Genomic DNA, 22,341 nt, shown 5'->3' with positions numbered 1-22,341 from the left:
CCCGGCCGCGAGAAGGTACGGTGATCGCGGAAGGCGGAAGGCGGGAGGCCGGGTGGAGCGGTTGAGCTGGCGGCCCAGGGCCGGAGACCTCGGTGACTGGCTGGCCGAGATCTTCGACCGGTTCGCCGTGTCACCCGAGGGGTTCTCGGTGCGGCGCGGCGGGGAGAAGACGCCGCGCCACGACGGGCCGCCGAACGGCCGCCCCTACGATCAGCGGATCAGCCACACCCACCCCCGCACGATCGACGCACTGGTGTCCGACCTCGCCGATGACGACGTGCTGGAGGTGGGCTTCACGGTCCGCTCGCCGGACCGGTGGTCCCTGCGGGCGACCCCGCGCGACCGCTCCACGACCGACTGGATCGCGGTGTGCGCACCCGGTACGCGGGTGCCGGGCTGGCCACTGCCCGCGACGCTGCGGGACGGCGGGGATCTCCGCCGGGTGCTCGTCACGCTCGCCGCGCTGCTCGGCACGGCACCGCCCGATGACGATCCGGGCGGCGGGCGCGCGAGGTATCCCCGGCCGGTCGAGGTCAGCGGCACGATCGGCTCGGACGCTTACCTGCTGAGGGTCACCGGGTGGGGGCACGAGACGCTTTCCCTTCACGGGCGGAGCGCACGGCTCGTGGACGACCTCGCGCGCCTGTTCGGCCCGCGGGGGCCGGCGTCGCTGCCACTCCGTTCGCTCGGCGACCTCGCCCGCGGGTACGAGACGCTGATGGCCGAGCTCGGCCGCCGGTGGGCGACTCGATGGGCCGAGCCGCTGCCGGCGTTCGGCGACGTCCGCCTGCCGCCCGGCACCCGTCTCACCGTGACCAGGACGCCGGGCGCGGAGCCGTCCCTGCGGGTCACGGCGGAGGACCTGCTCGTCGAGGCCGACCACCCGGCCCATTCGCTGCGGGAGCGGTTCACGCTGCTGCTGTGCCCGCAGCTCTACACGCCCTGCGCCCCTCCCGGCCTGCCCGGGTGGCTGCGGTCGCTGGAGCAGGGCGTGTTCGGCAGGCCGGGCATCTGGACCGTACGCGGCACGGGCTGGCGGCCCCCGCGGCGCCGGGGAGCCGCCATGGTGTCCCGTGCCCTGCTCGAACAGGGCGTGACCGGGCACGCCTCGGTGGGGCTGGCGGGTGTGGAGTTTCTGGCCGTTCAGGGTCTGGTGCTCGGCGGTGAGCCGGTGGAGCTGACGGGACGGAGCACGGTCAAGGGCCGGTAGGCGTCGTGCCGCCCGTTCGGGGCGGCCGTACGTGTGCGCGTGGTGGTAAGAGGTGTGCGCTCCGTGCCAACGACATCGCTCCGAGGCCGGGAGATGCTGGCCACAACCGGAAAGCACCCGCCTTGGGGTGGCGGGTCGAGCGCCACGCGCAGCCTCTCCGCAGGCCACGCAGGCCATCGGACGGCGGCGGGAGCCACGCGGGGCCCGCGTTCGCGCGGTGGCGCGCCGGTCCGGCGGCAGAGGATCGCCGGATACGGGGAAGAAGGGTAATAGGCATGAACCTGCGTCAGAAGGCTGGACTGGTCCTGGCCGCGAGCACCGCGGTCATCACCCTGTCCACCACGACGCCGGCCGCAGCGGCCACGGTGACACCGTCCGCGCACGTCAACGTCATGGTGGTGCAGGAAGCGTCGGCGAGCCAGAAGTTCTCGTGCAGCAAGGTCAAGAACTGGAAGGCGCGGCTGGCCTGCCACGCCGTGATGAAGGCGGGCGGCGGGTGGGTGTTCTCGAAGCTCGAGAACGCCGCCAAGAAGGGGTGGAACCGCTACTCCGAGGCGTTCAACCAGCTCCCCAGGACCATCCGTGCCCTGCTCTGGAACCACAAGAGGTACTTCTACTGCCTCCTGTCGCCGTGGTGCTGACGAAAGCGAGGAGACAGCTCCCATGATGAGAACACGGACGACTTCCGCAGCCGCCGCCATCGCCTCGGCGGCCCTCACCCTGGCCCTGGCGCCCGCGGGCACGGCCCACGCGGCGCCCGCGAAGGCCGCTCCCATGACCGGCCCCATGACCGGTGCCGTGACGTCGGCCTCCGCTTCGGCCGGTACCGCTCCTTCCTGCGTCCACCGCAAGCTGCTCATCCGTCAGGGAGTCATGCTGACGAACAAGTGCGGCAAGACGATGAAGGTGAAGGTCCTCGTCAAGCGGGGCAAGGACAGTTGGTGCTTCACGATGAAGAACAACCAGCGGAGATTCTGGGCGTTCGTCCCCCAGGCGGCGTTCGCGAAGTACGAGAAGACCGTCACCTGCTGAGAGTGCCCGCCCGCGGGCCGGGCTCAGGCCCGGGGAATCACCGCCCCCTTGATCCGGCTCGCGGGCAGTACGCCCACCGCCGTCACCAGCAGCGCCTCGGCCATGACGTAACGCAGGACCTGAGCCTTGGTCGCGCCGAGCAGCCGCAGGGCGCCGTGTTCGCCCGCCCGGTCAGGGGCCGCCATCAGCAGCGTGTTGACCAGGGCGATCACGGTGTAGCCGAGCATGATGCCGAGCACGGCCAGCAGGCCGAGTCGGCTGGCGGAGGCGCGGCGGTCGGTGGCGGTGGCGGTGGCGGCCCAGGCGTCTTTGGTCACGGCGCGGGCGTTGTGTCCATCGGTGGCCCGCTCCAGCGCCTGCCGGACCTCGGTGGCGGCGGCGCCGGGGCGCAGTTTCACGTACGCGGCCGACGGCAGGGCGGAGCGGGCGTGCGCCGGGGTCACGTAGGCGTCGGCGACCGAACGGGCTCCGAGCAGCGCGACGACCGTCAGGGTGGCCCGGCTGCCGTCGGCCGCCAGAGTGTCACCCGCTGCCCCCTCCAGCCTCCCCGGCGCATTCCAGGAGTCGTCGCAACACCGTGATTGATTGCTGGCAGCGGGAAGGTTAGCGCTCTTGTGCGGCAGTCACCGAGGGTGGCGTACTCCAGTGCTTGGGTGTACCTCCTGCTCTCGGGCAGGAATCCCATAGACACACATGGTAGTGGATCTATCACTGTGGGTAGTTGACGGTCGGATCGTTCAACTCCCCTTGGAGGCGTACATGCGTCCCATCCGCCAAGCCCTAACCCTGGCCCTGGGCACCGCCGCCGCAGGCGCCGTGCTCGCCCTCACCTCCACAGCCGCCCACGCCGACCCGTACCTGCGCACCGACTACACACACAACTACTGGGCCACCTGCCAGGCATGGGGGCAGTCCCACATGCTCAGCGGTCAGTACATCGACTACCAGTGCAGGCTGGACTCGGGCACCCCAGGGTGGGACGCCATCTACCGCTTGTACCTCCAGCCGAGGTACTAATCACGCAAGCAACCCTGCCCCGACCTTCGAGCCATTCGCCAACAGTGTCTCCTCCAGCAAAGGCCAAGCGGGGCTTCGGAATCCGGTGATCACGTGTGCGCCGTGAGGAGCACTGCCAGACGCTCGGCTGGGGTTTCCCAGCCGAGCGTCTTTCGTGGCCTGGCATCGAGTTCTGCGGCAACGGCGTCGAACTGCTCGCGGCCGTGGACCGACAGGTCTATGCCCTTGGGTACGACCCCACCGGCACAAAGCCGCCGCCCGCCTGGGGCTGCCCGCCGACGGGCCGCTGCGCCGCTACGAGACCTGGGCCCAAGCCTCCGGCCTGCCCTGGGCCCAGGCCGTCCTGCGACGCTGCCAGGCCCTGCTCGAACCCGACCGTGAACGTGCGGACGAGCTCTTCCGCGCGGCCGTACGGCTGCACGCCGGCGGGGGTCGCCCCTGGGAGTCGGCACGTACCGCGCTGGTCTACGGCGAGCGCCTGCGCAGGGAACGGAGCAAGAAGGCCGCCCGCGTCCATCTGCGTGCCGCGCTCGAAACCTTCCAGCGCCTCGACGCCCGCCCGTGGGCGGAACGCGCCAGAAGCGAGTTGCGCGCCGCCGGCGACACCAGTCTCTCCCTCGCCGACACCGACGCCCTGTCGGCCCTGTCGCCGCAGGAGCTGCAGATCGTGCGCCTGGCCGCGGCCGGGCGTACGAACAGGGAGATCGGCACGCAGCTCTTCCTCAGCCCTAAGACCGTCGGCTACCACCTCTATCGGGCCTTTCCCAAGCTCAACGTGACCAGCAGGGCTCAGCTCGCCGGGCTCGACCCGACCTGAACCTGCGGATTGGCGGCGGCTTCGGGCAGACATCGGATGAAGGGCGCCACCAAGCACCCCAAAGGTCGAAATTTACGGAAAAGCCGCACCATAGCTCCGACCTCGGGCATTGACTATGGACTCACCTCACGGTCATATCGGTGGTAATACCCCGAACGGAAGGCAGGTGCTCATGTCCCAGCCGAAGGATCAGGGAAAGACGCAGCCTCGCAGGATCCACGAGCGGAAGGTCAAGGGCCGCGGCGAGGAGACGACCTGGCACAAGCCCGACTACCAGGTCGTCGAGGCCTCCATGGAGATGTCCGCGTACTTCCTGGCCACCAGGTAACCGGGCGGCGCCATGCGTCTGCAGGTGCTCGGCACCGCGGCCGGTGGTGGCGTGCCCCAGTGGAACTGCGCGTGCCCCGGCTGCTCCGGGGCACGCGCCCATCCGGGCCGCCGACGGCGTCACGCCAGCCTGGCCGTCCAGCTCGCCGACGGCGCGTACGTCGTCAACGCCACACCCGACATCGCCGACCAGATCGAGTCGTGCGCGTTCCTACGCCCTGGACCGGGCCCCCGCGAGTCGCCGCTCAAGGGCGTGATCCTCACCGACGCCGAGCTCGACCACACGATCGGCCTGCTCAGGCTCAGGGAGGCCGCGGCGCTGGAGGTGCGCTCCACCCCGGTCGTACGGCAGGCGCTGCGCCCCTTCGCCGACCTCCTGCACGGCTACGTGAAGCTGAGCTGGGCCGACGCCGACACGATCCCGGTCTCCGGCAAGCGCCCCCGGTACGCCGCCGGCTCCCCCGAGGCCCCTGGCTGGGTGTCCGCGCTGCGCCTGGGCCCGCTGGTGTACGCGCCCGCCATGGGAGTGTGGCCGGACGAGCTGGACGAGGCGTTCCTGCGGGCCGCGTGCGTGATCGTCGACGGCACGTTCTGGGACGACGAGGAGCCGCGCCGCACCGGGATCTCCACCAGGACCGCCACCCAGATGGGCCACCTGCCGATCGAGGCGACCATGGAACGGCTCTCCCGCCTGCCCGGCCGCCGGCTCTACACCCACCTCAACAACACCAACCCCCTCGTGGACCCGGCGGCCGAGCAGCACAAGGCGCTCGCCGAGCTGGGGATCGAGGTGGCCGCCGACGGGATGGTGATCGACCTGTGAACGGTTTCGAGGCCGAGCTGCGTGCCGTACCGGAGAAGCGCTACCACCACCTGCACCCCTTCAACCAGCGCATGCACGCGGGCGAGCTGACCCGTGACGAGCTGCGCGGCTGGATACTCAACCGCTTCCACTACCAGCGCCACATCCCGGTCAAGGACGCGCTCATCCTGGCCAAGCTGGCCACGCCCGAGCTGCGCAGGACGTGGTTGCGCCGGATCCAGGACCACGACGGCACCACCGACGGCGAGGGCGGCATCGAGCGGTGGCTGCGCCTGGGCGAGGCGGCCGGTCTGGAGCGGTCGCTGCTGCTGTCGGGCGAGGGCGTGCTCCCCGGCGTGCGGCTGGCCGTCGACGGCTACGTGAACCTGTGCCGCAACGGCTCCGCGCTGGAGGCCGTCGCGGCGTCGCTGACCGAGCTGTTCGCGCCGGACCTCATGCGGACGCGCATCGCCGCGTTCGAACGGCACTACCCGTGGATAGCCCCGGAGGGCCTGCGGTACTTCCAGGTGCGCGTCGGCCAGGGCCGCCAGGACAGCGGCGAGGCCCTGGCCCTGGTGCTCGGCTGGGCCACGACCAGGGCCGACCGGGACAGGGCCGTCGCGGCGCTCACCTACAAGTGCGACCTGCTGTGGGCCCTGCTCGACGCGGTGGACGGGGCGTACCGGTGAGCGAGGCGACGGCCTGGCGCCCGGCGCTGACGCGCTCGGCCATGCTCCGCCACGACCCCGTACGCGGAGCCGACCTGCTCATCGTGCCCGAGCGGATCGTCGTGCTGAACGACGAGGCGGCGGCCATCGTCGCCCTGTGCGACGGCGCGCGGACCGTGGCCGACATCGTCGCCGAGCTGCCCGAGGGCGCCGAGCCCGACGTCGTGGACTTCCTCGAACGGATCCGCGCCGAGGGGTGGCTCAGGTGACCGGCGCGAGGGCGGCGGGCGCTCCCTGGGCCATGCTCGCCGAGCTGACGCACGCGTGCCCGCTGCGCTGCCCGTACTGCTCGAACCCGACCGAGCTGGCGGCCAGGTCGAGCGAGCTGACCACGGCCGAGTGGCGGCGCATCCTCCAGGAGGCGGCGGCGCTGGGCGTCGTGCACTGCCATCTGTCGGGTGGCGAGCCGCTGCTGCGGCGGGACCTGGCGGAGATCGTGGCGGCGGCCGACCGCGCGGGCGTCTACACCCAGCTCGTCACCAGCGGCGTCGGCCTGACCGAGCGCAGGGTGGACGAGCTGGCCGCGGCCGGGGTACGCAGCGTGCAACTGTCGGTCCAGTCGGCCACGGCCGGGGAGTCGGACCGGATCGCGGGGGTCGCGTCGTTCGAGCGGAAGGAGCGGGCCGCGGCGGCGGTGATCGCGAGCGGGCTGCCGCTCGGGCTCAACGTGGTGCTGCACCGGGCCAATCTCGACGCCATCGCCGAGATCATCGAACTGGGGCTGGCGTGGGGCGTCGAGCGCATCGAGCTGGCCAACACCCAGTTCTATGGCTGGGGGTTGCGCAACAGGTCGGCGTTGCTGCCCACCAGGGAGCAGCTCGCCCGCGCCGAGGCCGTCGTGCGGGAGTACCGGGAGAAGACGGAGGTCGAGCTGATCTGGGTGGTCCCCGACTACTTCGACGGCGTGCCCAAGCCCTGCATGGGCGGCTGGGGCGCGATCTCGATCACCGTCGCGCCCGACGGGCGCGTGCTGCCCTGCCCGGCGGCGTACGACCTGCCGTTGGAGCTGCCCAATGCCCGCGATCGCCGGCTCGGCTGGATCTGGGAGCGCTCCCCCGCCTTCAACGCCTACCGGGGCACCGGGTGGATGCGCGAGCCGTGCGCGAGCTGCCCGCGCAGGGAGCTGGACTTCGGCGGCTGCCGGTGCCAGGCGTACGCGCTGACCGGCGACGCGAGCCGTACCGACCCGGCCTGCGCGCTGTCGCCGGATCACGGCCTCGTCGAAGGGCTGGTGGCGGGCGGCGCCTGGACGTACCGGCGGGCGGCACCCTCGGGCGACGGCCGGGACCGGCGGGCCCCTTGAGTCCCTGCGCAGCCCTTACCTGCAAGCACAAATCGGACATATGTATATATTTCGATTGTTCTGGGTATGAGGGAACTGGGGATTGATTGCCCACCCCGCCAAAGCGCCCCGGCTGCGGGGAAGCAGCCGGGGCGCCCGGCCGCCCGAAGGCGGCGATGGGCCGGGCTCCCGCCAGGACTTTCCGCTCACAGGGATCACGCGCCGCGTGTTCGGGCATTCGCCGCGGGCCGCAAAGCGAGTAATGTTCGGTGATTGTGGGATCCGAGAGTGAGCAGCCGGTCGAGTACCGCCAGAGCCGCTTCCGCACGCCACCGGGGGCGGCCGAGATTCTGCTGGTACGGCACGGCGAGTCCGAGCCCGTCCGCCCCGACCGGCCGATCCCGCGGGTCGACGGCCAGGACGATCCCGGTCTCGCGCCCGAGGGCCGCGAGCAGGCCGAGCGGGTGGCCCTGCGGCTCGGCGCCGAGCGCGTCGACGCCATCTACGTGAGCACGCTGCGGCGTACGTCCCAGACCGCCGCGCCGCTCGCCGCCCGGCTCGGCCTGACGCCCGTGGTGGAGCCCGCGCTGCGTGAGGTCTATCTCGGCGACTGGGAGGGCGGCCTGTTCCGGCGCATGGTCGCGGAGGGGCACCCGATCGCGCGGCGGATGTCCGACGAGGAGCGCTGGGACGTGATCCCCGGCGCGGAGCCCGCGGCGGCCTTCTCCGACCGGGTGCGCGAGGCGCTGGGCAAGCTGGGCGCCGCCCACCCCGACCAGCGGATCGTGGTGGTGACGCACGGCGGCGTGATCGCGGAGGCGCTGGCGGCGGCCACGGGTTCGCGGCCGTTCGCGTTCCTCGGCGCCGACAACGGGTCGGTGTCGCGCCTGGTGCTGACGGACAAGCGGTGGATCCTGCGCGGCTACAACGACACCGCGCACCTCGGCGCGGGCCACTCCGCCACGGCGGCCCCGCTCACCTGAGCGAGGACGCGCCCGGCTGCCGGGGCGACGACGACTCGATCAGGAGCCGGTGCGGCTCCAGCAGCTCCTCCGGGAGGTCGTCCGGGGCGCACCAGCGGGCGTCGAGGATCTCCATGGGGTTCAGCCGCAGCGTGCCGCCGCCCGCGTACGCGGCCGCGTAGGCGACCTCTATCCTGAGCCGGAAGCCGCTCCCGAGCCGTACCAGCTCCTCCACCCGCACCTCCAGCCCGGTCTCCTCCCTGACCTCGCGGACGACCGTCTGCTCGAAGGTCTCACCCCGCTTCGCGCCCCCGCTCGGCAGGCCCCACTGCCGGCCGGGAGGCCAGAAGCGGTGCCGCAGCAGCAGCACGTTCCCCTCGCGGTCGCGGACGATGCCGGTCACGCCGACCATGAACTTGGCCTGCGTCAAGTAGAGCAGCCGCCACTGCACCGACCCTCGGATGCCGAGCCAGAGCCGGGCCATCAGCCTCTTCACCGCTGTCCTCCGTGTCCGATGCCGTGCCCGGTGCCGCGCCGTCACCGTTCGTGATCGCCGGGGGAAAGCGTATCGGCCCTCCTCCCTGCGGGCAGCCCGCTGACGCGACGAACTCCCCGGTACTCCAGGTCATGAAACAGCCGCGCACGGTCGCGATCGATGCGCCAGGATGGAGGCACGTTCACCACCGAACCCGAGAACGCGCCAACGTCGTCGTGTGACGGGAGCACTTTCATGAGCGTGAGCCGGATCGCCGAGCGAGCGGTGCAGTGGGTGATGGCGGGCGCGGGCATCGCCATCTCGCTGGCCGGTCTCCTGGGGTTGCTCGACAGCGTGTCCCTGGGCGGCGCACTACCCAAGATCACCCTGCTCATCCTGAGCACGGTGGTCGTCTACCTGCTGCTGGAGCTCGGCCGCCTGCGGGTGGTCGACCAGATCCACGACGTGGTGCGGCGGCTCGACACGGACGCGATCGTCCGCGACCGCCTCAACGGCCACTACGGAGGCGTCGCCCGCGTGCATCCCGGCTTCCCCGGTGAGGTGTTCGCCAGGCTGCTCGACTCGGCGCACCGGGAAGTGGCGATCCTGCAGACCTGGATCCCCAACCTGGAGGACTTCCAGAAGCGGCTGGAGGAGGCGATCCTGCGCAGGCGGGTCAGGGTGCGGGTGCTGCTGCTGCACCCGGCCTCACCGGTCGCGCTGCTGCGTGACGAGGCCCTGGGCAAGCACCGCGAGCCCTCCGCCGAGGCGAACGTCCGCGAGAGCGTGGAGTCCTGCCTGGCCGCCTTCTCCGCCATGCACGCGCGGCTCGGCGAGCACGCGGGCCTGCTGGAGGTCCACGTCTACAACTCGCTGCCGTCGATCGCCGTCCACCAGGTGGACGAGCACTACCTGGTGAGCTCCTTCCTGCACGGCAAGCTCGCCATCAAGTCGAGCCAGATCGAGGTGTCGGGCTCGGGCACCGTGGTGGGCCGCGACGTACGCCACGAGCTGGACAAGATCTGGGAGATCAGCCGGCCCGTGGACCTGCGCGACTGGCAGGTGTCGGTCAACAGCATCTGCCTCTGAACGACGACCCCGGCGGCTCCGGGCCTGAAAGGACGGTCCCATGCAAGAGCTCGACGACTTCGAGGACGGCCTCATCGAGGCGTTCAAGCGGCACCCGGTGCTCGCCGGGGTGCCCCGGCTGCCCGACGCGGACTTCGCCGCGCTGCTGCTGCAACGGCGGTTCCTGTCGCTGGCCTTCACTCCGGCCTACGACCTGGCGATCGATCTGCTGACCGACGAGAGCGGGCTGCGCATCGCCCGTACGATCCTGCGCGAGGAATATCCGGGCAGCCACGGGCGCACCCGGTCGCATCGCGAGGACATGAAGGAGGACCTGCTCCGGCTCGGCGTCCCCCGGCAGGCCCTCGTCAACACCCGGCCGACCCCGGCGACGACGGCCGCCATCACCGGCACGCTTGACCTGATCGCCGAAGCCGGGCGGGCCGAGCACGCGGATCTGCGCCTGCTGACGATCCTGCGCTTCTGGGGCGAGATCCTGGTCTCGGTGGAGTACGAGCGGTTCTGGCCCCGGATGGAACCGCTGCTGACACGCGACGGCAAGAACCACTCCTGCTTCTACTACCCGCACCTCATCCACGACGCCAAGGCCCATCCGCTGGCGACCACCTCGCGGCTGTCGGCCAGCCACTCCGACCGGCTGGGGGTACGCCTGAGCGAGTTGCTGGCGCGCGACGGCGACACCGAGGGGTTCCGCGCGGTGGAGCGGCGGGCCTACCTGCTCAGGGTGGACTTCTACGACCAGTTCTCGGCGATGGTGCCGAGGCCGGAGGAGGCGGTCCCGTCCCCGACGGGTGGCGGCGCGGGCCGTACGTGAGGGCGCGTCCCCGCGCGAGCAGCGGGGCGGGGATGCGCGCAGGGTCGGTGCCCAGGCTCGGGACGGCGGTCAGGGCTTGCGGGCCACGCCTCCATACTGCGAGACCTCGCGGTCGGTGTACTGCGTGCCCGGCTCCGGCCGCCACCCGGGCAGCGACACCACCCCCGGCTCCAGCACCTCCATGCCCTCCAGGAAGCCCTCCAGCTCCTTCGGGCTGCGCAGCGTGATGGTGGTGCCGCCGCCGCCGTTCCACAGGGTGGCCGCCTCGTCCATGGCGGGGCTCCTGACGCTGCTGGCGATGGCGAGCAGGCTGCCGGAGGGCAGGGCGCCGGTGAGCGTACGCACGATCTCGTACGCGTGGTCCAGGCCGGGGACGAACTCCAGGATGCCGAGCAGCAGCAGGCAGACGGGCCGGTCGAAGGCCAGCGTCGCGCGGGCGTCGCGCAGGATGGTCTCGGGGTCGCGCAGGTCGGCGTCCAGGTAGGCGGTCGTCCCCGCCTTCGTGCCGCGCAGCAGGGCCCGCGCGTGGGCCAGCACGATCGGATCGTTGTCGACGTAGACGATCGCGGATTCCGGCGCGGCGCGCTGGGCGACCTCGTGGGTGTTGTCGGCGGTGGGGACACCGGTGCCGATGTCCAGGAACTGGCGAATGCCCGCGTCGACCGCCATGCGGACGACCCGGCCCAGGAACTGCCGTTCGGCGCGGGCGATGACGGCCAACTCGGGCGCCACCATCAGGATCTGATCGCCCACCTCGCGGTCGGCGGCGTAGTTGTCCTTGCCGCCGAGCCAGTGGTTCCACACCCGGGCCGGGTGCGGGACGCCGGTGTCGACGCGGCTGAGGAGGGCCTGGCTGTCGGGGACCTGCGTGCCCGGGTCGGAAGTCATGGATTCCTTTCCCTCACAAGATCACTCCACCAATCCCCTCATCGTAACCAACCGTGGTATGGCGGATGGTCACGAATTATCGGACTAATGCCCATATTTCATGACATCGCTTTGTGGCTGTTCTGGGCACAAATTCGCCGATATTCACTGTCTCAGGATGATTCCCGGCAAAAGCCCGGCAAGTGACAGCGGAAAGAGCACGACAATACGCCTCGCGCCATCCCGAGCGCATTCGTACGCCGGGGACGCCACCGGCACCGGGCACCGGTGTGGCGGCCGGGCGGCGTTCCTCGGTCAGTGCCCGATTAGCATTGGCGGCATGGCAGCAGGAGAGCGTCGCCTGACGCCCGAAGAAGAGGCGATCCTGCTCGCGATGCTCGGGCCGGACTTCCCCGGCAGCGCCGAACTGCGGGCCCAGGTGCCCTCGGTCCTGGTCACCGGCGGCTGCGCCTGCGGGTGCGACACCATCGACCTCAGGGTGGCGGGCGATCCCGCCGCGGCCCCCGTGCCGGACGGCGATCCGCTGTCGGCCGACATCCGCGGCACGAGCGACGGGGTGCTGCTCTTCGTCCGCGGCGGGTACCTGTCCTGCCTGGAGGTCTACACCCCGGACGACGCCCCCGCGCGGCTGCCCGGCCCCGACCGCCTCAACGTACGCCCTCCCGGGAAGCCCTCCTGACCAGCGCGCCTTCCTGACGGGGCGGCCGACCGGCCTGGCACCGGTCGCGTGGACGAACGCGTATGCGCCTGAGCCTGTCGGCCATGGTTCATTCCGGCCGGGACGGCTTGACTGAGGTCGTCGAACGATTCCAGGCCCGAGCCGGCCTGGCACCAGAAAAGAAGATGACCATGCACATCACCCGCGAAGCCCTCTCCCCAGTCGTACCGAAACGTCCGACCCCCTGGTGGTCCGCACCGGCCCTCTGGCTCGCCATGATCACCATGGGGCTCATGGCCGGCCTGTTCTACGCTTTCGCGGTCGCGGTCATGCCCGCGCTCGCCGGCGCGGACGACAGGACCTTCGTGCTGGTCATGCAGAAGATCAACAGGACAATCGAGAATCCGGTCTTCTTCGTGACCTTCTTCGGCGCCTTCGTCTTCACCGGGGCGGCGGCGATCGCCCGCCACCGCCTCGGGGCGCGGGCCGCCGCCCGGTGGATCCTGGCCGCATTGGCGCTCTACATCGTGGCCCTCGCCATCACGATGGGCGTCAACGTCCCGCTCAACGAGGAACTGGCGCGGGCCGGCGATCCCGCCCGCATCGCCGACCTGGCCAAGGTCCGCGGCGAGTTCGAAGGGGTGTGGGTGCCCGCCAATGTGGCCCGCGCGCTGGCCTGCACGCTCGCAGTGGCCTGCCTGGCCCGGGCCACGACACCGCGCGTCCGGGCCGGGCGGTCGTGACCCCTGTTGCCGTACGTGCCCTGCCGCGGGCTGTTCACCGCACCATGAGGGGCCCAGGCGCCGGGCACGTTCCCGGTGAGGATCTTGTTGGGCTCTCCGTTGTCGGCTCTTTGCGGCGTGTCCGACCACAGTTTTCCTGATCTACAGCCGCCGACCAGCCCATTGCGGTCATCTGGCTTCCTCAATCAACGTGAACATCCTCGTGTGCGAAACCTCTGCCCGGCTGCCCGCGCCTGCTGACCTTGCCGCAGGCCCAGCCGAGGGTTCAGAGGAGACCTGAGAAAGGGACGCGTGTGTACGGCTTATTGCTCAAACGGGGAAGGATCGGCCGGTTCAGATTCTTGGCCGCATCGCTGGGGGTGGCGATGCTCGTGGGCCTGCTGACGGGCTTCCCCGACCGGCCCGCGCAGGCGGAGCCGTCCGGAACCCCTCAGTACCGGGCGCTGGCCGGTGTCGGCTCCACGACGACGCAGGAACTGATGAACGCGTTGTCGAACGTGGTGACGGTGAACGGGCAGAAGGTGCTGGCCTCCTACGACGCGGCCCGTCCGCTGTTGCCGGGCAGGATCACGACCAAGGATCCGGCGACGCATCCGGACTGCACGCTGAACCGCCCGGGGGGCGACGCCTCCGGCCAGAGCGCCCTGCAGTATTCGATCGCGGCCGAGGACGGATGCCTGGACTTCGCCCGGCTGGCAGGCGAGCCGGACAGGCAGTCGATCTCCCCCGCCCACAACGTGACCTACCGGCCGTACGCGCTGGACGGGATCACGTACGCGACGAACCTGGCCAACCCCATGCGCCCGCCGAGCCTGGAGTTCCTGCGCCTCATCTACACCTGTGCCGACGTCTCACCGCTGTTCCATCCCCTGCTGCCCGCGGCGGGGTCGCAGTTGCGCAGCGAATGGCTGACGGCACTCAACATCCCCGAGTCGGACGTCAGCGCCGGGAAGTACCCCTGTGTCAAGGACACCAGTGAGGGGCAGCCCATCCGCGAGAACTACTTCACGCCGGTGCTGGCGGACCCGTACGCCATCCTGCCGATCTCGATCGCGAAGTACGTGGCGGGCGGATGGGCCGGCATCCGGATCGGCGACATCCAGGCGGCGCCGGAGTCGGACGGGCGGGGCCCCGTGGTGCCCAACACCGAGGACTTCCCCGAAGGCGTCGGCTACGCCGTCCTGGACGAGATGCCGATCCAGCTCACCCTCGCCGAACTGCTGGACCTCTACCAGTGCAGGAACACGTCGTTCGGCATCACGCCGCTGCTGCCGGCGGCGGGTCCGGTGCGGTCGGCGTGGTTGCGGACGATGCACATCACCGAGGCCGAGATCGCCGAGGGCCGCTACCCGTGCATCCGCGACACGAGGAGCGACGGTTCGCCGATCGCGGCCAACGACGGCACCGGGCTGCAGGACACCGAGATCATTCCCTACTCCATCGCCGAGTACCTCCGTCAGGCGGCCGGACACAGCGGCGGCTCGCCGATCCCGGACAAGCGCGCCGGACGCCGGCTGGGCTCGGTCCCGCAGGGCGGCGGAGTGGTGGCGCGGCCGTTCGCGCTCAACCCGAACTACGGCCGGCCGCTGGTGCACCGGCTGTACAACGTGATCCCCATGGCGAAGCAGCGGACCAGCCCGTGGCGGGAGGTGTTCACCGGCCCCGACTCGCTGATCTGCCAGAACACCGCGATCATCAAGACGCACGGTTTCACCCCTCTGGCGCCGGAGGCGTGCGGCGGCGGTGACCTGCCGCTCGACCCGCCACCGCCGAGCTATCAGATCCGCAACCTCAAGAGCGGCAAATGCCTGGCGATCGACGGGGCCGGCACCGCCAACGCGGCCCCCGCCGTACAGCGGACCTGCGGCAGCGGCCCGGAACAGCGGTGGAGCTGGTCAGGGGCCGACGGCCGGCAGCTCAAGAACACCCACAGCGGCAAGTGCCTGGCGATCGGCGGCGGCAACACCGCCAAGGGCGCGCAGGCCATCCAGTGGCCCTGCGGGTCCGGCAGCGAGCAGCAGTGGATCCTGCTGGCCGACCCCCACAGCACCGAGACGAGCATCAGGAACGTCAAGAGCGCCCTGATCCTGTCCGTGTCCGGCGCCAGCACCGCCGACGGCGCCAAGGTGATCCAGTGGACGGCCAACGGCGGCCCGGAACAGGCCTGGACCCTGCTGACCGCCACCACCCTCGCACCGGGCGGGCAGGCGCCGGTCAAGGCGGCCGACGCCTCGACCGGCGCCGGCGACGCCCGAACGGGGAAGGCGGCCGGGAACGAGTGGGTCACGGTGAGGTACCCGAAGCAGTTGGTCGACGTCCGCCACGGCAGGTGCAGAATGCAGGGCTACTGGTCCACGAAGGCCGTCCGGCCGGGCAGTGGCCCCATCGGCGGCATGTTCCTCGACACCCGCGCCTATGTCGTCGGCCCCAAGTGCGCGGTCACGATGCAGTTCCAGGTCATCAACTACCAGCAGCGACGTCTGTGGATATTCACCGCCGACCACAACTACGACGCCAGCAAGCCCTCGAGTTCCGGTCACAACGAGCGCTGGATGTTCTGGGGACCTATCCTCGGCGGAGGCTACGAAATGAAGATCGGCAACGTGATCTACCTCCTGTCCTACTCCTTGCAGGACATGACCGCCGGGACCAACCTCTCCTCGGTCGGGCAGGTCTGGGGGCCGAAGGCGAACTGGTGTGACGGCTGGGTCGGGCCGGGCGGCTGCCCCACCACGAACTGAGGAACTGAGACAAGGGCTGCGGGCGGAACGCGTCCTCTGAGGCCCGGCCCTGCGCGGGTCCGCGTCCCTACGTGTCCGTGTTTGGATGTTCCCCGTGCGGGAGTCAGTGGCCGAGCGGGTGGCGCGCGAGGTGGTCGCGGCGTACGCGGAATGCGGCGCGCTCGACTTCGCCTACGGCCAGGGCTCGGTGTTCAGCGGGTTCACCAACGACTCGGACCTCGACATCGTGATCGTCTGGGGTGCCGACGAGCCGCCGCCCCCGGCCCGGCGACCGGCCGGGCGGCTGAGCGACCCGGGCTGCGAGCCCACCCAGTTCCACGAGGCCGCGTACGGGCTGGACAAGCTCCGCGTCTCCGGGTGGGAGGTCGATGTCGCCCATTGTCCGCGGGCCCGGTTCGACTCCTGGTGCGCGCTGGTCGCCGCCGGAGACGGCTGGCAGGAGCCGGAGTGGCCCCAGCCGCTGCACGCCGTGGCGGGCTTCGTCCACGGCACCCTGCTGGCGGACGACCGGGGGACGGGCGAGGCGATCCGGCGGTCGATGCGCACGCCCGCCCCGCGACTGGCCGCCAAGGCCGGGGCCGCGCTGGAACGGCAGCTCCCCGCGTACGCGGACGCCCTGCTCGCCTGCGCCCGCGACGACGACGGGTGGCTCTTCCACGATCTCGCCGCCCGCCTGGTCCGGCAGCTCCACGTCGCCTGGTTCGCGGCCGAGGGGCACTATCTGCCCTTCCCTAAGCACCTGCGCCGGTGGGTCCGGCGCCTCGGCCTGGACGAGGGTGGCGCGCTGCTGGAGCGGCGCATCTGGGAGACGGCGACGCTCCACGAGCGCAGGCTGGCCATCGTGCGGTTCGCCGAGCACGTCCTCGGCCGGTTGCCCGCGGGGTGACGCCGCCGGGGGGGCGCGGCTCCCGGGGGCGTCGTGGGCGGTGTTCCTACTTCGACAGGTAGAGGGTCTTCCAGGTGCCCGCGTACAGGCAGTTGAGTGACGGCTTGGCGGCCTTGCGCTCGGTGCAGACCTTCAGCTCGACCTGGTAGACGTCGTGGTACTTGAACGAGAAGTCCTGCGCGGTGCGGTACGAGCAGTCGCGGACCCAGCGCTCCCTGAACGGCAGGTTGTTCCCCGACCGGTACGTGATGCGGAACACGGCCCACCCGCACGCGGGGCCGCGGGTGTTGTCGTACACCTTGCCGGAGATCCGTACGACGTCGGCGGTCGGCAGCACCTCGTGGTCCTCACCCGTGGCCGTCAGGGTGCCGGTGGCCCTGGCCGCCTTGCCGGGGGCGTAGTAGGGGCCCCACGTGCTGGTCGCCGAGTCGGCGGCCTGGGCGGCGGGGGTGAGGGCCGCGACGGTCGCGAGGGCGGCGGTGGCGGCGATGGCCAGGCCGGATAGAGTACGGGAGATCGGCATCGGGGGCCGTCCTTTCAGGTGGGCTGGCCCTACTGTGCGGTGCACCGATTTCAAGTGACTTGCCGGAAACCGGCGGTCGATTTCAAGGCGCTTGCCGGGTTCCGGCGTCGCTTTCAACCCTCTTGCCGGAGCGTGGCGAAGGCCCTCCGGCGCGCTGAACCCCGTGCCCGCCGTCCCGCCCCGACCGGCGGAAGCTCGCCCATGCCCATGACCAGAAAGGCACCCGTACCAGCGATGAAGCGCTACATCCTCACCGGCACCCCCGGCGCCGGCAAGACCACGATCCTGCACCGCCTGGCGGACCTCGGGTACGCCACCGTCGAAGAGGCGGCCACGGCGGTCATCGCCGACGAACAGGCCCGCGGCGACGCCGAGCCCTGGGCGCGTCCGTCGTTCGTCGGCAAGGTCGTGGCCCTGCAACGGCTGCGGCAGACGGAGGCGGGCCCGGCGCCCGTACGGTTCTTCGACCGCTCGCCCATCTGCACGCACGCCCTGAGCACGTTCGTCGGTCATCCGGTCCCGGCGTCCCTGTCCGAGGAGATCGACCGGATCGTCCGGGAGCGGGTCTACGACCGGCGCGTGTTCTTCGTCCGCAATCTCGGCTTCTGCGAGCCGACCGACGCGCGCCGGATCAGCTTCGCCGACTCCCTCGAGTTCGAACGCCTCCACGAGCGGACCTACCGCGCGTTCGGCTTCGAGCTGGTCGACGTGCCCGCCGGACCGGTGGCCGAGCGCGTGGCCGCGATCCTGGCCGCGGTGCCGATCACGGAAACTCCGCGACGGCCGTGATCGGCCCGGCGTTCACGGGGCCGTCACCCGGACGCGGCTGTGATCGTTGCCTGTGATCTTCTACGTTGGCGGTCCAACGTTGGCGGCGGCCGTCACGGTGACGGCACGAAAGCGGTGATGGTCGATGTCGATTTCACGACGTACCGTGCTCGGCGGCCTCGCGGCGGCCGGAGTCGGGGGCCTCGCTCCCACAGGGCGGGCCGACGCACGGACAGGCGGGCAGACAGGCGGGCGGCGCGGGGCCAAGCACGTCATCGTGGTGGACTGGGACGGCTTCGACCCCGGCTACCTCGGCCGGGTGCCGACCCCGAACCTCGACGCGCTGGCCGCCCGCGGCGTCCTCGCCGTCGCCGAGGCGACGTTCCACACGGTCTCGAACCCCTGCCGCGCGTCCATGAGCACGGGCGCCTACCCGGAGGTGCACGGCAACGTCGCGTACGTGTACGACCCGATGAGCGGCAGGGCGCAGGGCCAGAGCCGGCTCCTGGCGGCCGAGACCATCGCGGAGTCCCTGGCGGCCGAGGGCCGCACGGTCGCCTCCGTGCAGTGGTACATGATCCAGGACCACGGCGTCCGCTACGGCGACCCGGAGCACCTGTACGTCCAGCCGGGCGGCGCCTTCGGACCGCGGGTCGACGCGGCGATCGACATCCTCAACCTGCGCCCGGTGAACTCGAACGGCCAGCAGGTGACCGTCCCGAAGATCCCCGACCTGCTCGCCGTCTACAGCTCCGACCTCGACGCCGTGGGCCACGACGAAGGACCGGACAGCCCGAACATCGCCCCGGTGCTCGCCGAGCACGACCGGCAGCTCGGCCGGCTGGTGCAGGCCACCAAGGACGTCGGCATCCACCAGGACACGGCGTTCCTGCTCACCGGCGACCACGGCATGACGGCCTGGAACCGTTCCCTGCTCCCGCAGGTCGTCGAGGCCGTCACGGCGCTCGGCCACAGCGTCGAGATCGTCCCGTCGGGCAGCGCCCCGGCCCCCGGCACCGAGGTCGTCATCGTCCCCAACGCGGTGCGGGTGGGCCACGTCACGCTGCGCGGCACCGCCGCCGAGCCGCGGGCCCGGGGCCGGATCGAGGCCGCGCTGCGCCGGTTGCCGCAGATCAGCCGGGTGCTCGACGATCGCGCGCTGCGGGCCCTGCGCGCCGGGGACAAGCTCGGCGACCTGGTGGCCGAGGCGCGTCCGCCGTGGGGGTTCGCGCTCCCCGAGCCGCCGACCGGGCAGTGGCGGGGGGCGCACGGCAGCCTGAGCGAGATGAAGGTGCCCCTGCTGCTGTCCGGCGCGGGGATCCGTCCCGGGCTCCGCCTGCGCCGTCCCCGGCTGATCGACGTCGCGCCGACCATCGCGGCGCTGCTCGGGACCCGCCCGCCCGCGCAGGCCCAGGGGCGGGACCTGACGGGGATCGCGGGGTCCGCCCAGCCGTAGGCAGCCGGTCGCGGTTCTCGTGGGACGCGATATCGACGCGTTCGTCCGCTCCGCTGACAGGCCCGGTTGACAGGCCCGGTTCCCCCGGCTCCCCCGTGGCCCGGGGGAACCGGGGCCCCGAGGGCTCTACGCGGGCACCGTGGCAGCGGACCAGAGGAGGTCGATCTCGCGTTCGGCGGCGGCGAGGCTCTCCTCGGCAAGCGGGATGAGGTCGGACATCTGCGGGGTCACCTTGGCCAGCGTCAGCTCGGCGGTGATGAAGCGGGGCGTCAGACCGGCCATCGACAGGGCGTGCGGAAGCCACGCCTCGGCATGGTCCCAGCCCTCGCGGGGCGTGCCGGGGCCGTAGCCGCCGCCCCGGGACTTCACCACGATGAACTCGCGGCCACCGAGCAGCCCCTCCCCCTTCACCGGGTCGTACGACAGCCCGGCCGCCATGAAGTGGTCGACCCACGCCTTGACGCTGCTGGGCGCCCCGAAGTTGTACAGCGGGAGGCCCAGCAGCACCGTGTCGGCCCGCTTCAGCTCCTCCACCAGCCGCTCGGTGAGCGTCCACGAGGCCGCCTGCTCGGGCGTGTGCTGCTCGACCGGCACCCTCCGCGCGAGGCCGCCGAGGTGGTCGAGGTGGGGCAGGGGGTTGCTGCCGAGGTCCCGGTAGGTGACCGTGCCGCCGGGGTGGGCGGCCCGCCACGCGGCGGCCGCGCGGGCCGTGAGCCTGCGGCTGGTGGAGGTGTCGCCTTGGATGCTCGAGTCGATGTGCAGCAGGTGCGCCATGTCGCTACCTCTCTATAAATGATTGACTTAACGCAAATCATTTGTACCACATGGATCGGCTCGGGATGTCGATAGACTTGGGACATGGCCTCCCCGTCCGCTGCCAACGCGCCCACGACGCCCTCCGCAGACGGGCCGCCGCACCGCAGTGCGGCGCTCCTCGACCACCTCGCCCGCCGCCTGCGCCTGCGCGCGGAGTCGGCGCTGGCGCCGCTCGATCTGCGCACCCGCCACCTGGTGACGCTCACGCTGCTCCGCGATCGGGGCGCCTGCACGCAGCAGGCCCTCGCCACGATGCTGTCCATGGACGGCACCAACGTCGTCGGGCTGCTCAACGACCTCGAAGCCAAGGACCTGATCGAGCGCAAGCGCTCGCCGGAAGACCGCCGCCGCCACGTCGTCGAGCTGACCGGCGAGGGCCTGCGGCTGCTCGCCGAGGCCGAGCTCGCCCTCGCCGCCGAGGAGGACGCGGTGCTCCACGCGCTCGACCAGGAGCAGCGGGAGCTTCTCTACCACCTGCTCAGGCTGGCGCTCGGCGGCAACGGCGACGAGGTCTGCTCGGCGGAGGAGGATCCCTGCTGAGCCGCGCGTCCTGCCCGCGAGACTCCTGCGGGCAGGAGTCTCGCGGGCTGACCGCCACCGGCTCCGCGCCGGCACTCGGGCCGGCGCGGAGCGTTCTGGGTCAGCGTTCCTGGGTCAGCGGCCCTGGAGAGACTTGACGTTGTCGCCGAACGTCCAGTTCCTGGCGCCGTCCCAGTTGATGGACCAGGTCATCAGGCCCTTGAGCTGGCCGTTGAAGCTGCTCCACGCCTGGGAGACCAGGGAGGGTGACATGTGGCCGCCGCCCGCGCCCGGCTGGGCGGGCAGGCCGGGGACCTGCTTGTCGTAGGGCACTCGGATCGTGGTGCCCTGGATGACCAGGCCGTTGTTCAGGCAGGTGGTCTGGGCGACGAAGCCCTGCACGGTGCCGGCGGAGTAGGAGTCGCCGGAGCAGCCGTACATGCTGCCGTTGTAGTACTGCATGTTCAGCCACCAGAGGCGGCCGTTGTCGGCGTACTTCTTGACGATCGGCAGGTACGCGCCCCAGATCGAGCCGTAGACGACGCTGCCGCCGGTGACGTACGCCGTCTCGGGCGCCATGGTGAGGCCGAAGCCCGCCGGCATCTGGGCGAGCACGCCGTCGATGATGCGGATCAGGTTCGCCTGCGAGGCGGACAGCGTGTTGATGTTCCCGCTGCCAGTGAGGCCGGTCTCGATGTCGATGTCGATGCCGTCGAAGTTGTACTGCTTGAGTATCGGCACGATGGTGGCGATGAAGCGGTCGGCGACGGTGCTGGAGCTCAGGTCGATGCCGGCGGTGGCGCCGCCGATGGACATGAGGATCGTGGCGCCGGCCGCCTTGGCGGCGCACATCTCGGCCGGGGTGGCGACCTTGACGGTGTTGTCCATGCCGTCCTCCCACAGGACCGTGCCGTCGGAGCGGATCACCGGGAAGGCCATGTTGAGGACGTTGTAGCCGTGCTGCGCGATGCGCGGGTCGGTGACCGGGGTCCAGCCGAAGGGCGGATGGACGCCGTTGGCCGCGCCGTCCCAGTTCTCCCAGTACCCCTGCAGGACCTTGCCGGTGGGCCTGGGCTTGAGCGGACAGGTCCCGGCGGTCGGGGTGACGGTGGGAGTGACCGTGGGGGTCACGGTGGGGGTCACGGTGGGAGTCACGGTCGGGGTGACCGTGGGGGTGACCGTCGGGGTGGGGGTGGACGTGGGCGGGGTGCCGGGGCCGTCGAAGCTGACGTCGTCGGCGTAGTAGGTGCCCTGGCCGTACCAGCCGTGCAGGTAGACCACGGCGGTGGTCTGGCTCGGCCCGGCCGTGAAGGGCACGGTGAGCTGCGCGTACGCCGACGGCGACGAGGTCCAGGTGGACCCGCCGCCGTTCACGCCGAGGTAGACGTAGCCGCCGCGGACCCAGGCGGTCAGCGTGTAGGCGGCGCCGGGCTGGACGGTGACGGACTGGCTGCACTGGGCGGTGCTGGACCCGGTGGCGGCCCCGGCCAGGGCGCCGCCGCCGGAGCGGACGGGCGTGCTGACGACCGAGCCGCCCGCGCAGGTCCAGGGCGACAGGCCCCCGGCCTCGAAGCCGGGGTTGGCGAGCAGGTTGGCGGCGCTGGCCGAGGTCTGGGTGACGAACACACCCAGGACGGCGAGGAGCAGCGAGACGGCCAGCACTAACGGTGTTCGGGTCATGAGGACAACCCTTCTGTGGCCCGGACGTCGCCCGGACCGTGACGGGCGCGGCGCGGAAACCTGGAAGTGCCGCGCGTTGGGGGGTGCGTCAGCCCTCATTATTGTAAA

General features: G+C 71.3%; 26 protein-coding genes and 1 pseudogene. 20 read left to right on the top strand and 7 right to left on the bottom strand.

Annotated elements, in window-relative coordinates:
• The first annotated feature begins 52 nt into the window (after positions 1-52).
• The 3 genes from ABD844_RS03925 (at position 53) to ABD844_RS03915 (ending at position 2,242) form a co-directional block, all read left to right on the top strand.
• The gene (locus tag ABD844_RS03925; RefSeq protein WP_344872999.1) at positions 53-1,210 is read left to right on the top strand and encodes a hypothetical protein; all 1,158 of its coding nucleotides are present in this window, start codon (positions 53-55) and stop codon (positions 1,208-1,210) included.
• A gap of 275 nt (positions 1,211-1,485) precedes the next feature.
• On the top strand, positions 1,486-1,851 hold the full coding sequence (locus tag ABD844_RS03920; protein ID WP_344872997.1) for a hypothetical protein: 366 nt from the start codon (positions 1,486-1,488) through the stop codon (positions 1,849-1,851).
• A gap of 22 nt (positions 1,852-1,873) precedes the next feature.
• A complete protein-coding gene (locus ABD844_RS03915; RefSeq protein WP_344872995.1) occupies positions 1,874-2,242 on the top strand; it encodes a hypothetical protein in 369 nt (122 codons plus the stop codon).
• 23 nt (positions 2,243-2,265) lie between these two features.
• On the opposite strand, the gene ABD844_RS03910 is transcribed toward ABD844_RS03915, so the two are convergent.
• Positions 2,266-2,685, bottom strand: a complete 420-nt coding sequence (locus ABD844_RS03910) for an FtsX-like permease family protein (protein WP_344872993.1) — start codon at positions 2,683-2,685, stop codon at positions 2,266-2,268.
• Positions 2,686-3,001: 316 nt separating this feature from the next.
• Here ABD844_RS03910 and ABD844_RS03905 point away from each other — a divergent pair, with 316 nt between their 5' ends.
• Positions 3,002-3,259, top strand: a complete 258-nt coding sequence (locus ABD844_RS03905; protein WP_344872991.1) for a hypothetical protein — start codon at positions 3,002-3,004, stop codon at positions 3,257-3,259.
• Between the two features lie 89 nt (positions 3,260-3,348).
• On the opposite strand, the pseudogene ABD844_RS53045 reads toward ABD844_RS03905, so the two are convergent.
• Positions 3,349-3,486, bottom strand: a pseudogene (locus tag ABD844_RS53045) (IS30 family transposase); the annotation flags it as partial.
• Positions 3,487-3,845: 359 nt separating this feature from the next.
• Here ABD844_RS53045 and ABD844_RS53040 point away from each other — a divergent pair.
• From ABD844_RS53040 to ABD844_RS03870, 7 genes are all read left to right on the top strand, one after another.
• Positions 3,846-4,076, top strand: a complete 231-nt coding sequence (locus tag ABD844_RS53040) for a response regulator transcription factor (RefSeq protein ID WP_425568499.1) — start codon at positions 3,846-3,848, stop codon at positions 4,074-4,076.
• A gap of 172 nt (positions 4,077-4,248) precedes the next feature.
• A complete protein-coding gene (locus ABD844_RS03895; protein ID WP_344872988.1) occupies positions 4,249-4,404 on the top strand; it encodes a hypothetical protein in 156 nt (51 codons plus the stop codon).
• Between the two features lie 12 nt (positions 4,405-4,416).
• On the top strand, positions 4,417-5,226 hold the full coding sequence (gene pqqB / locus ABD844_RS03890; RefSeq protein ID WP_344872986.1) for a pyrroloquinoline quinone biosynthesis protein PqqB: 810 nt from the start codon (positions 4,417-4,419) through the stop codon (positions 5,224-5,226).
• On the top strand, positions 5,223-5,894 hold the full coding sequence (pqqC, locus tag ABD844_RS03885; protein WP_344872984.1) for a pyrroloquinoline-quinone synthase PqqC: 672 nt from the start codon (positions 5,223-5,225) through the stop codon (positions 5,892-5,894). Before pqqB ends, pqqC begins: the two co-directional genes overlap by 4 nt.
• The gene (gene pqqD / locus ABD844_RS03880) at positions 5,891-6,142 is read left to right on the top strand and encodes a pyrroloquinoline quinone biosynthesis peptide chaperone PqqD (RefSeq protein WP_344872982.1); all 252 of its coding nucleotides are present in this window, start codon (positions 5,891-5,893) and stop codon (positions 6,140-6,142) included. Before pqqC ends, pqqD begins: the two co-directional genes overlap by 4 nt.
• On the top strand, positions 6,139-7,236 hold the full coding sequence (gene pqqE, locus ABD844_RS03875) for a pyrroloquinoline quinone biosynthesis protein PqqE (RefSeq protein WP_344872980.1): 1,098 nt from the start codon (positions 6,139-6,141) through the stop codon (positions 7,234-7,236). The genes pqqD and pqqE overlap by 4 nt, the downstream gene beginning before the upstream one ends.
• A gap of 254 nt (positions 7,237-7,490) precedes the next feature.
• The gene (locus ABD844_RS03870) at positions 7,491-8,198 is read left to right on the top strand and encodes a histidine phosphatase family protein (protein ID WP_344872978.1); all 708 of its coding nucleotides are present in this window, start codon (positions 7,491-7,493) and stop codon (positions 8,196-8,198) included.
• Here ABD844_RS03870 and ABD844_RS03865 read toward each other — a convergent pair.
• A complete protein-coding gene (locus ABD844_RS03865) occupies positions 8,191-8,673 on the bottom strand; it encodes an NUDIX domain-containing protein (protein WP_344872976.1) in 483 nt (160 codons plus the stop codon). The two genes, ABD844_RS03870 and ABD844_RS03865, sit on opposite strands and share 8 nt — an antisense overlap.
• A 234-nt stretch (positions 8,674-8,907) precedes the next feature.
• Between ABD844_RS03865 and ABD844_RS03860 the strand changes: the two genes are divergently transcribed.
• Together ABD844_RS03860 and ABD844_RS03855 are read left to right on the top strand one after the other, a co-directional pair.
• Entirely contained in the window at positions 8,908-9,741 is an 834-nt protein-coding gene (locus ABD844_RS03860) for a hypothetical protein (protein WP_344872974.1), read from the top strand.
• Positions 9,742-9,781: 40 nt separating this feature from the next.
• A complete protein-coding gene (locus ABD844_RS03855; protein ID WP_344872972.1) occupies positions 9,782-10,555 on the top strand; it encodes a hypothetical protein in 774 nt (257 codons plus the stop codon).
• A gap of 69 nt (positions 10,556-10,624) precedes the next feature.
• Here the strand turns inward: ABD844_RS03855 and ABD844_RS03850 are convergent, their stop codons facing one another.
• Complete coding sequence (locus ABD844_RS03850; RefSeq protein WP_344872971.1) at positions 10,625-11,443, bottom strand: SAM-dependent methyltransferase; 819 nt, start codon at positions 11,441-11,443, stop codon at positions 10,625-10,627.
• 319 nt (positions 11,444-11,762) lie between these two features.
• On the opposite strand from ABD844_RS03850, the gene ABD844_RS03845 reads away from it, so the two are divergent.
• From ABD844_RS03845 to ABD844_RS03830, 4 genes are all read left to right on the top strand, one after another.
• Positions 11,763-12,122, top strand: a complete 360-nt coding sequence (locus ABD844_RS03845; RefSeq protein ID WP_344872970.1) for a hypothetical protein — start codon at positions 11,763-11,765, stop codon at positions 12,120-12,122.
• 170 nt (positions 12,123-12,292) lie between these two features.
• Complete coding sequence (locus ABD844_RS03840) at positions 12,293-12,844, top strand: anthrone oxygenase family protein (RefSeq protein WP_344872969.1); 552 nt, start codon at positions 12,293-12,295, stop codon at positions 12,842-12,844.
• Between the two features lie 341 nt (positions 12,845-13,185).
• Entirely contained in the window at positions 13,186-15,585 is a 2,400-nt protein-coding gene (locus ABD844_RS03835) for an RICIN domain-containing protein (RefSeq protein WP_344872968.1), read from the top strand.
• Positions 15,586-15,679: 94 nt separating this feature from the next.
• Complete coding sequence (locus ABD844_RS03830; protein WP_344872967.1) at positions 15,680-16,471, top strand: hypothetical protein; 792 nt, start codon at positions 15,680-15,682, stop codon at positions 16,469-16,471.
• Between the two features lie 46 nt (positions 16,472-16,517).
• On the opposite strand, the gene ABD844_RS03825 is transcribed toward ABD844_RS03830, so the two are convergent.
• Positions 16,518-16,994, bottom strand: coding sequence for a hypothetical protein (locus ABD844_RS03825; RefSeq protein ID WP_344872966.1), 477 nt, complete (start codon positions 16,992-16,994; stop codon positions 16,518-16,520).
• Positions 16,995-17,228: 234 nt separating this feature from the next.
• Between ABD844_RS03825 and ABD844_RS03820 the strand changes: the two genes are divergently transcribed.
• Positions 17,229-17,783, top strand: coding sequence for an AAA family ATPase (locus tag ABD844_RS03820; RefSeq protein ID WP_344872965.1), 555 nt, complete (start codon positions 17,229-17,231; stop codon positions 17,781-17,783).
• Positions 17,784-17,907: 124 nt separating this feature from the next.
• The gene (locus tag ABD844_RS03815) at positions 17,908-19,218 is read left to right on the top strand and encodes an alkaline phosphatase family protein (RefSeq protein WP_344872964.1); all 1,311 of its coding nucleotides are present in this window, start codon (positions 17,908-17,910) and stop codon (positions 19,216-19,218) included.
• Between the two features lie 126 nt (positions 19,219-19,344).
• On the opposite strand, the gene ABD844_RS03810 is transcribed toward ABD844_RS03815, so the two are convergent.
• Positions 19,345-19,992, bottom strand: a complete 648-nt coding sequence (locus ABD844_RS03810) for an FMN-dependent NADH-azoreductase (protein WP_344872963.1) — start codon at positions 19,990-19,992, stop codon at positions 19,345-19,347.
• Between the two features lie 84 nt (positions 19,993-20,076).
• On the opposite strand from ABD844_RS03810, the gene ABD844_RS03805 reads away from it, so the two are divergent.
• Positions 20,077-20,574 (top strand): MarR family winged helix-turn-helix transcriptional regulator, encoded by a 498-nt coding sequence (locus ABD844_RS03805; protein WP_344872962.1) that lies wholly within the window; start codon positions 20,077-20,079, stop codon positions 20,572-20,574.
• A gap of 114 nt (positions 20,575-20,688) precedes the next feature.
• On the opposite strand, the gene ABD844_RS03800 is transcribed toward ABD844_RS03805, so the two are convergent.
• On the bottom strand, positions 20,689-22,233 hold the full coding sequence (locus ABD844_RS03800; protein WP_344872961.1) for a glycosyl hydrolase family 18 protein: 1,545 nt from the start codon (positions 22,231-22,233) through the stop codon (positions 20,689-20,691).
• Between the last annotated feature and the right edge of the window lie 108 nt (positions 22,234-22,341).

The sequence above is a fragment of the Nonomuraea antimicrobica genome (assembly GCF_039536965.1).
GTDB classification, from domain to species: Bacteria; Actinomycetota; Actinomycetes; order Streptosporangiales; family Streptosporangiaceae; genus Nonomuraea; species Nonomuraea antimicrobica.
This window is presented reverse-complemented; position numbering and strand designations above follow the sequence as displayed.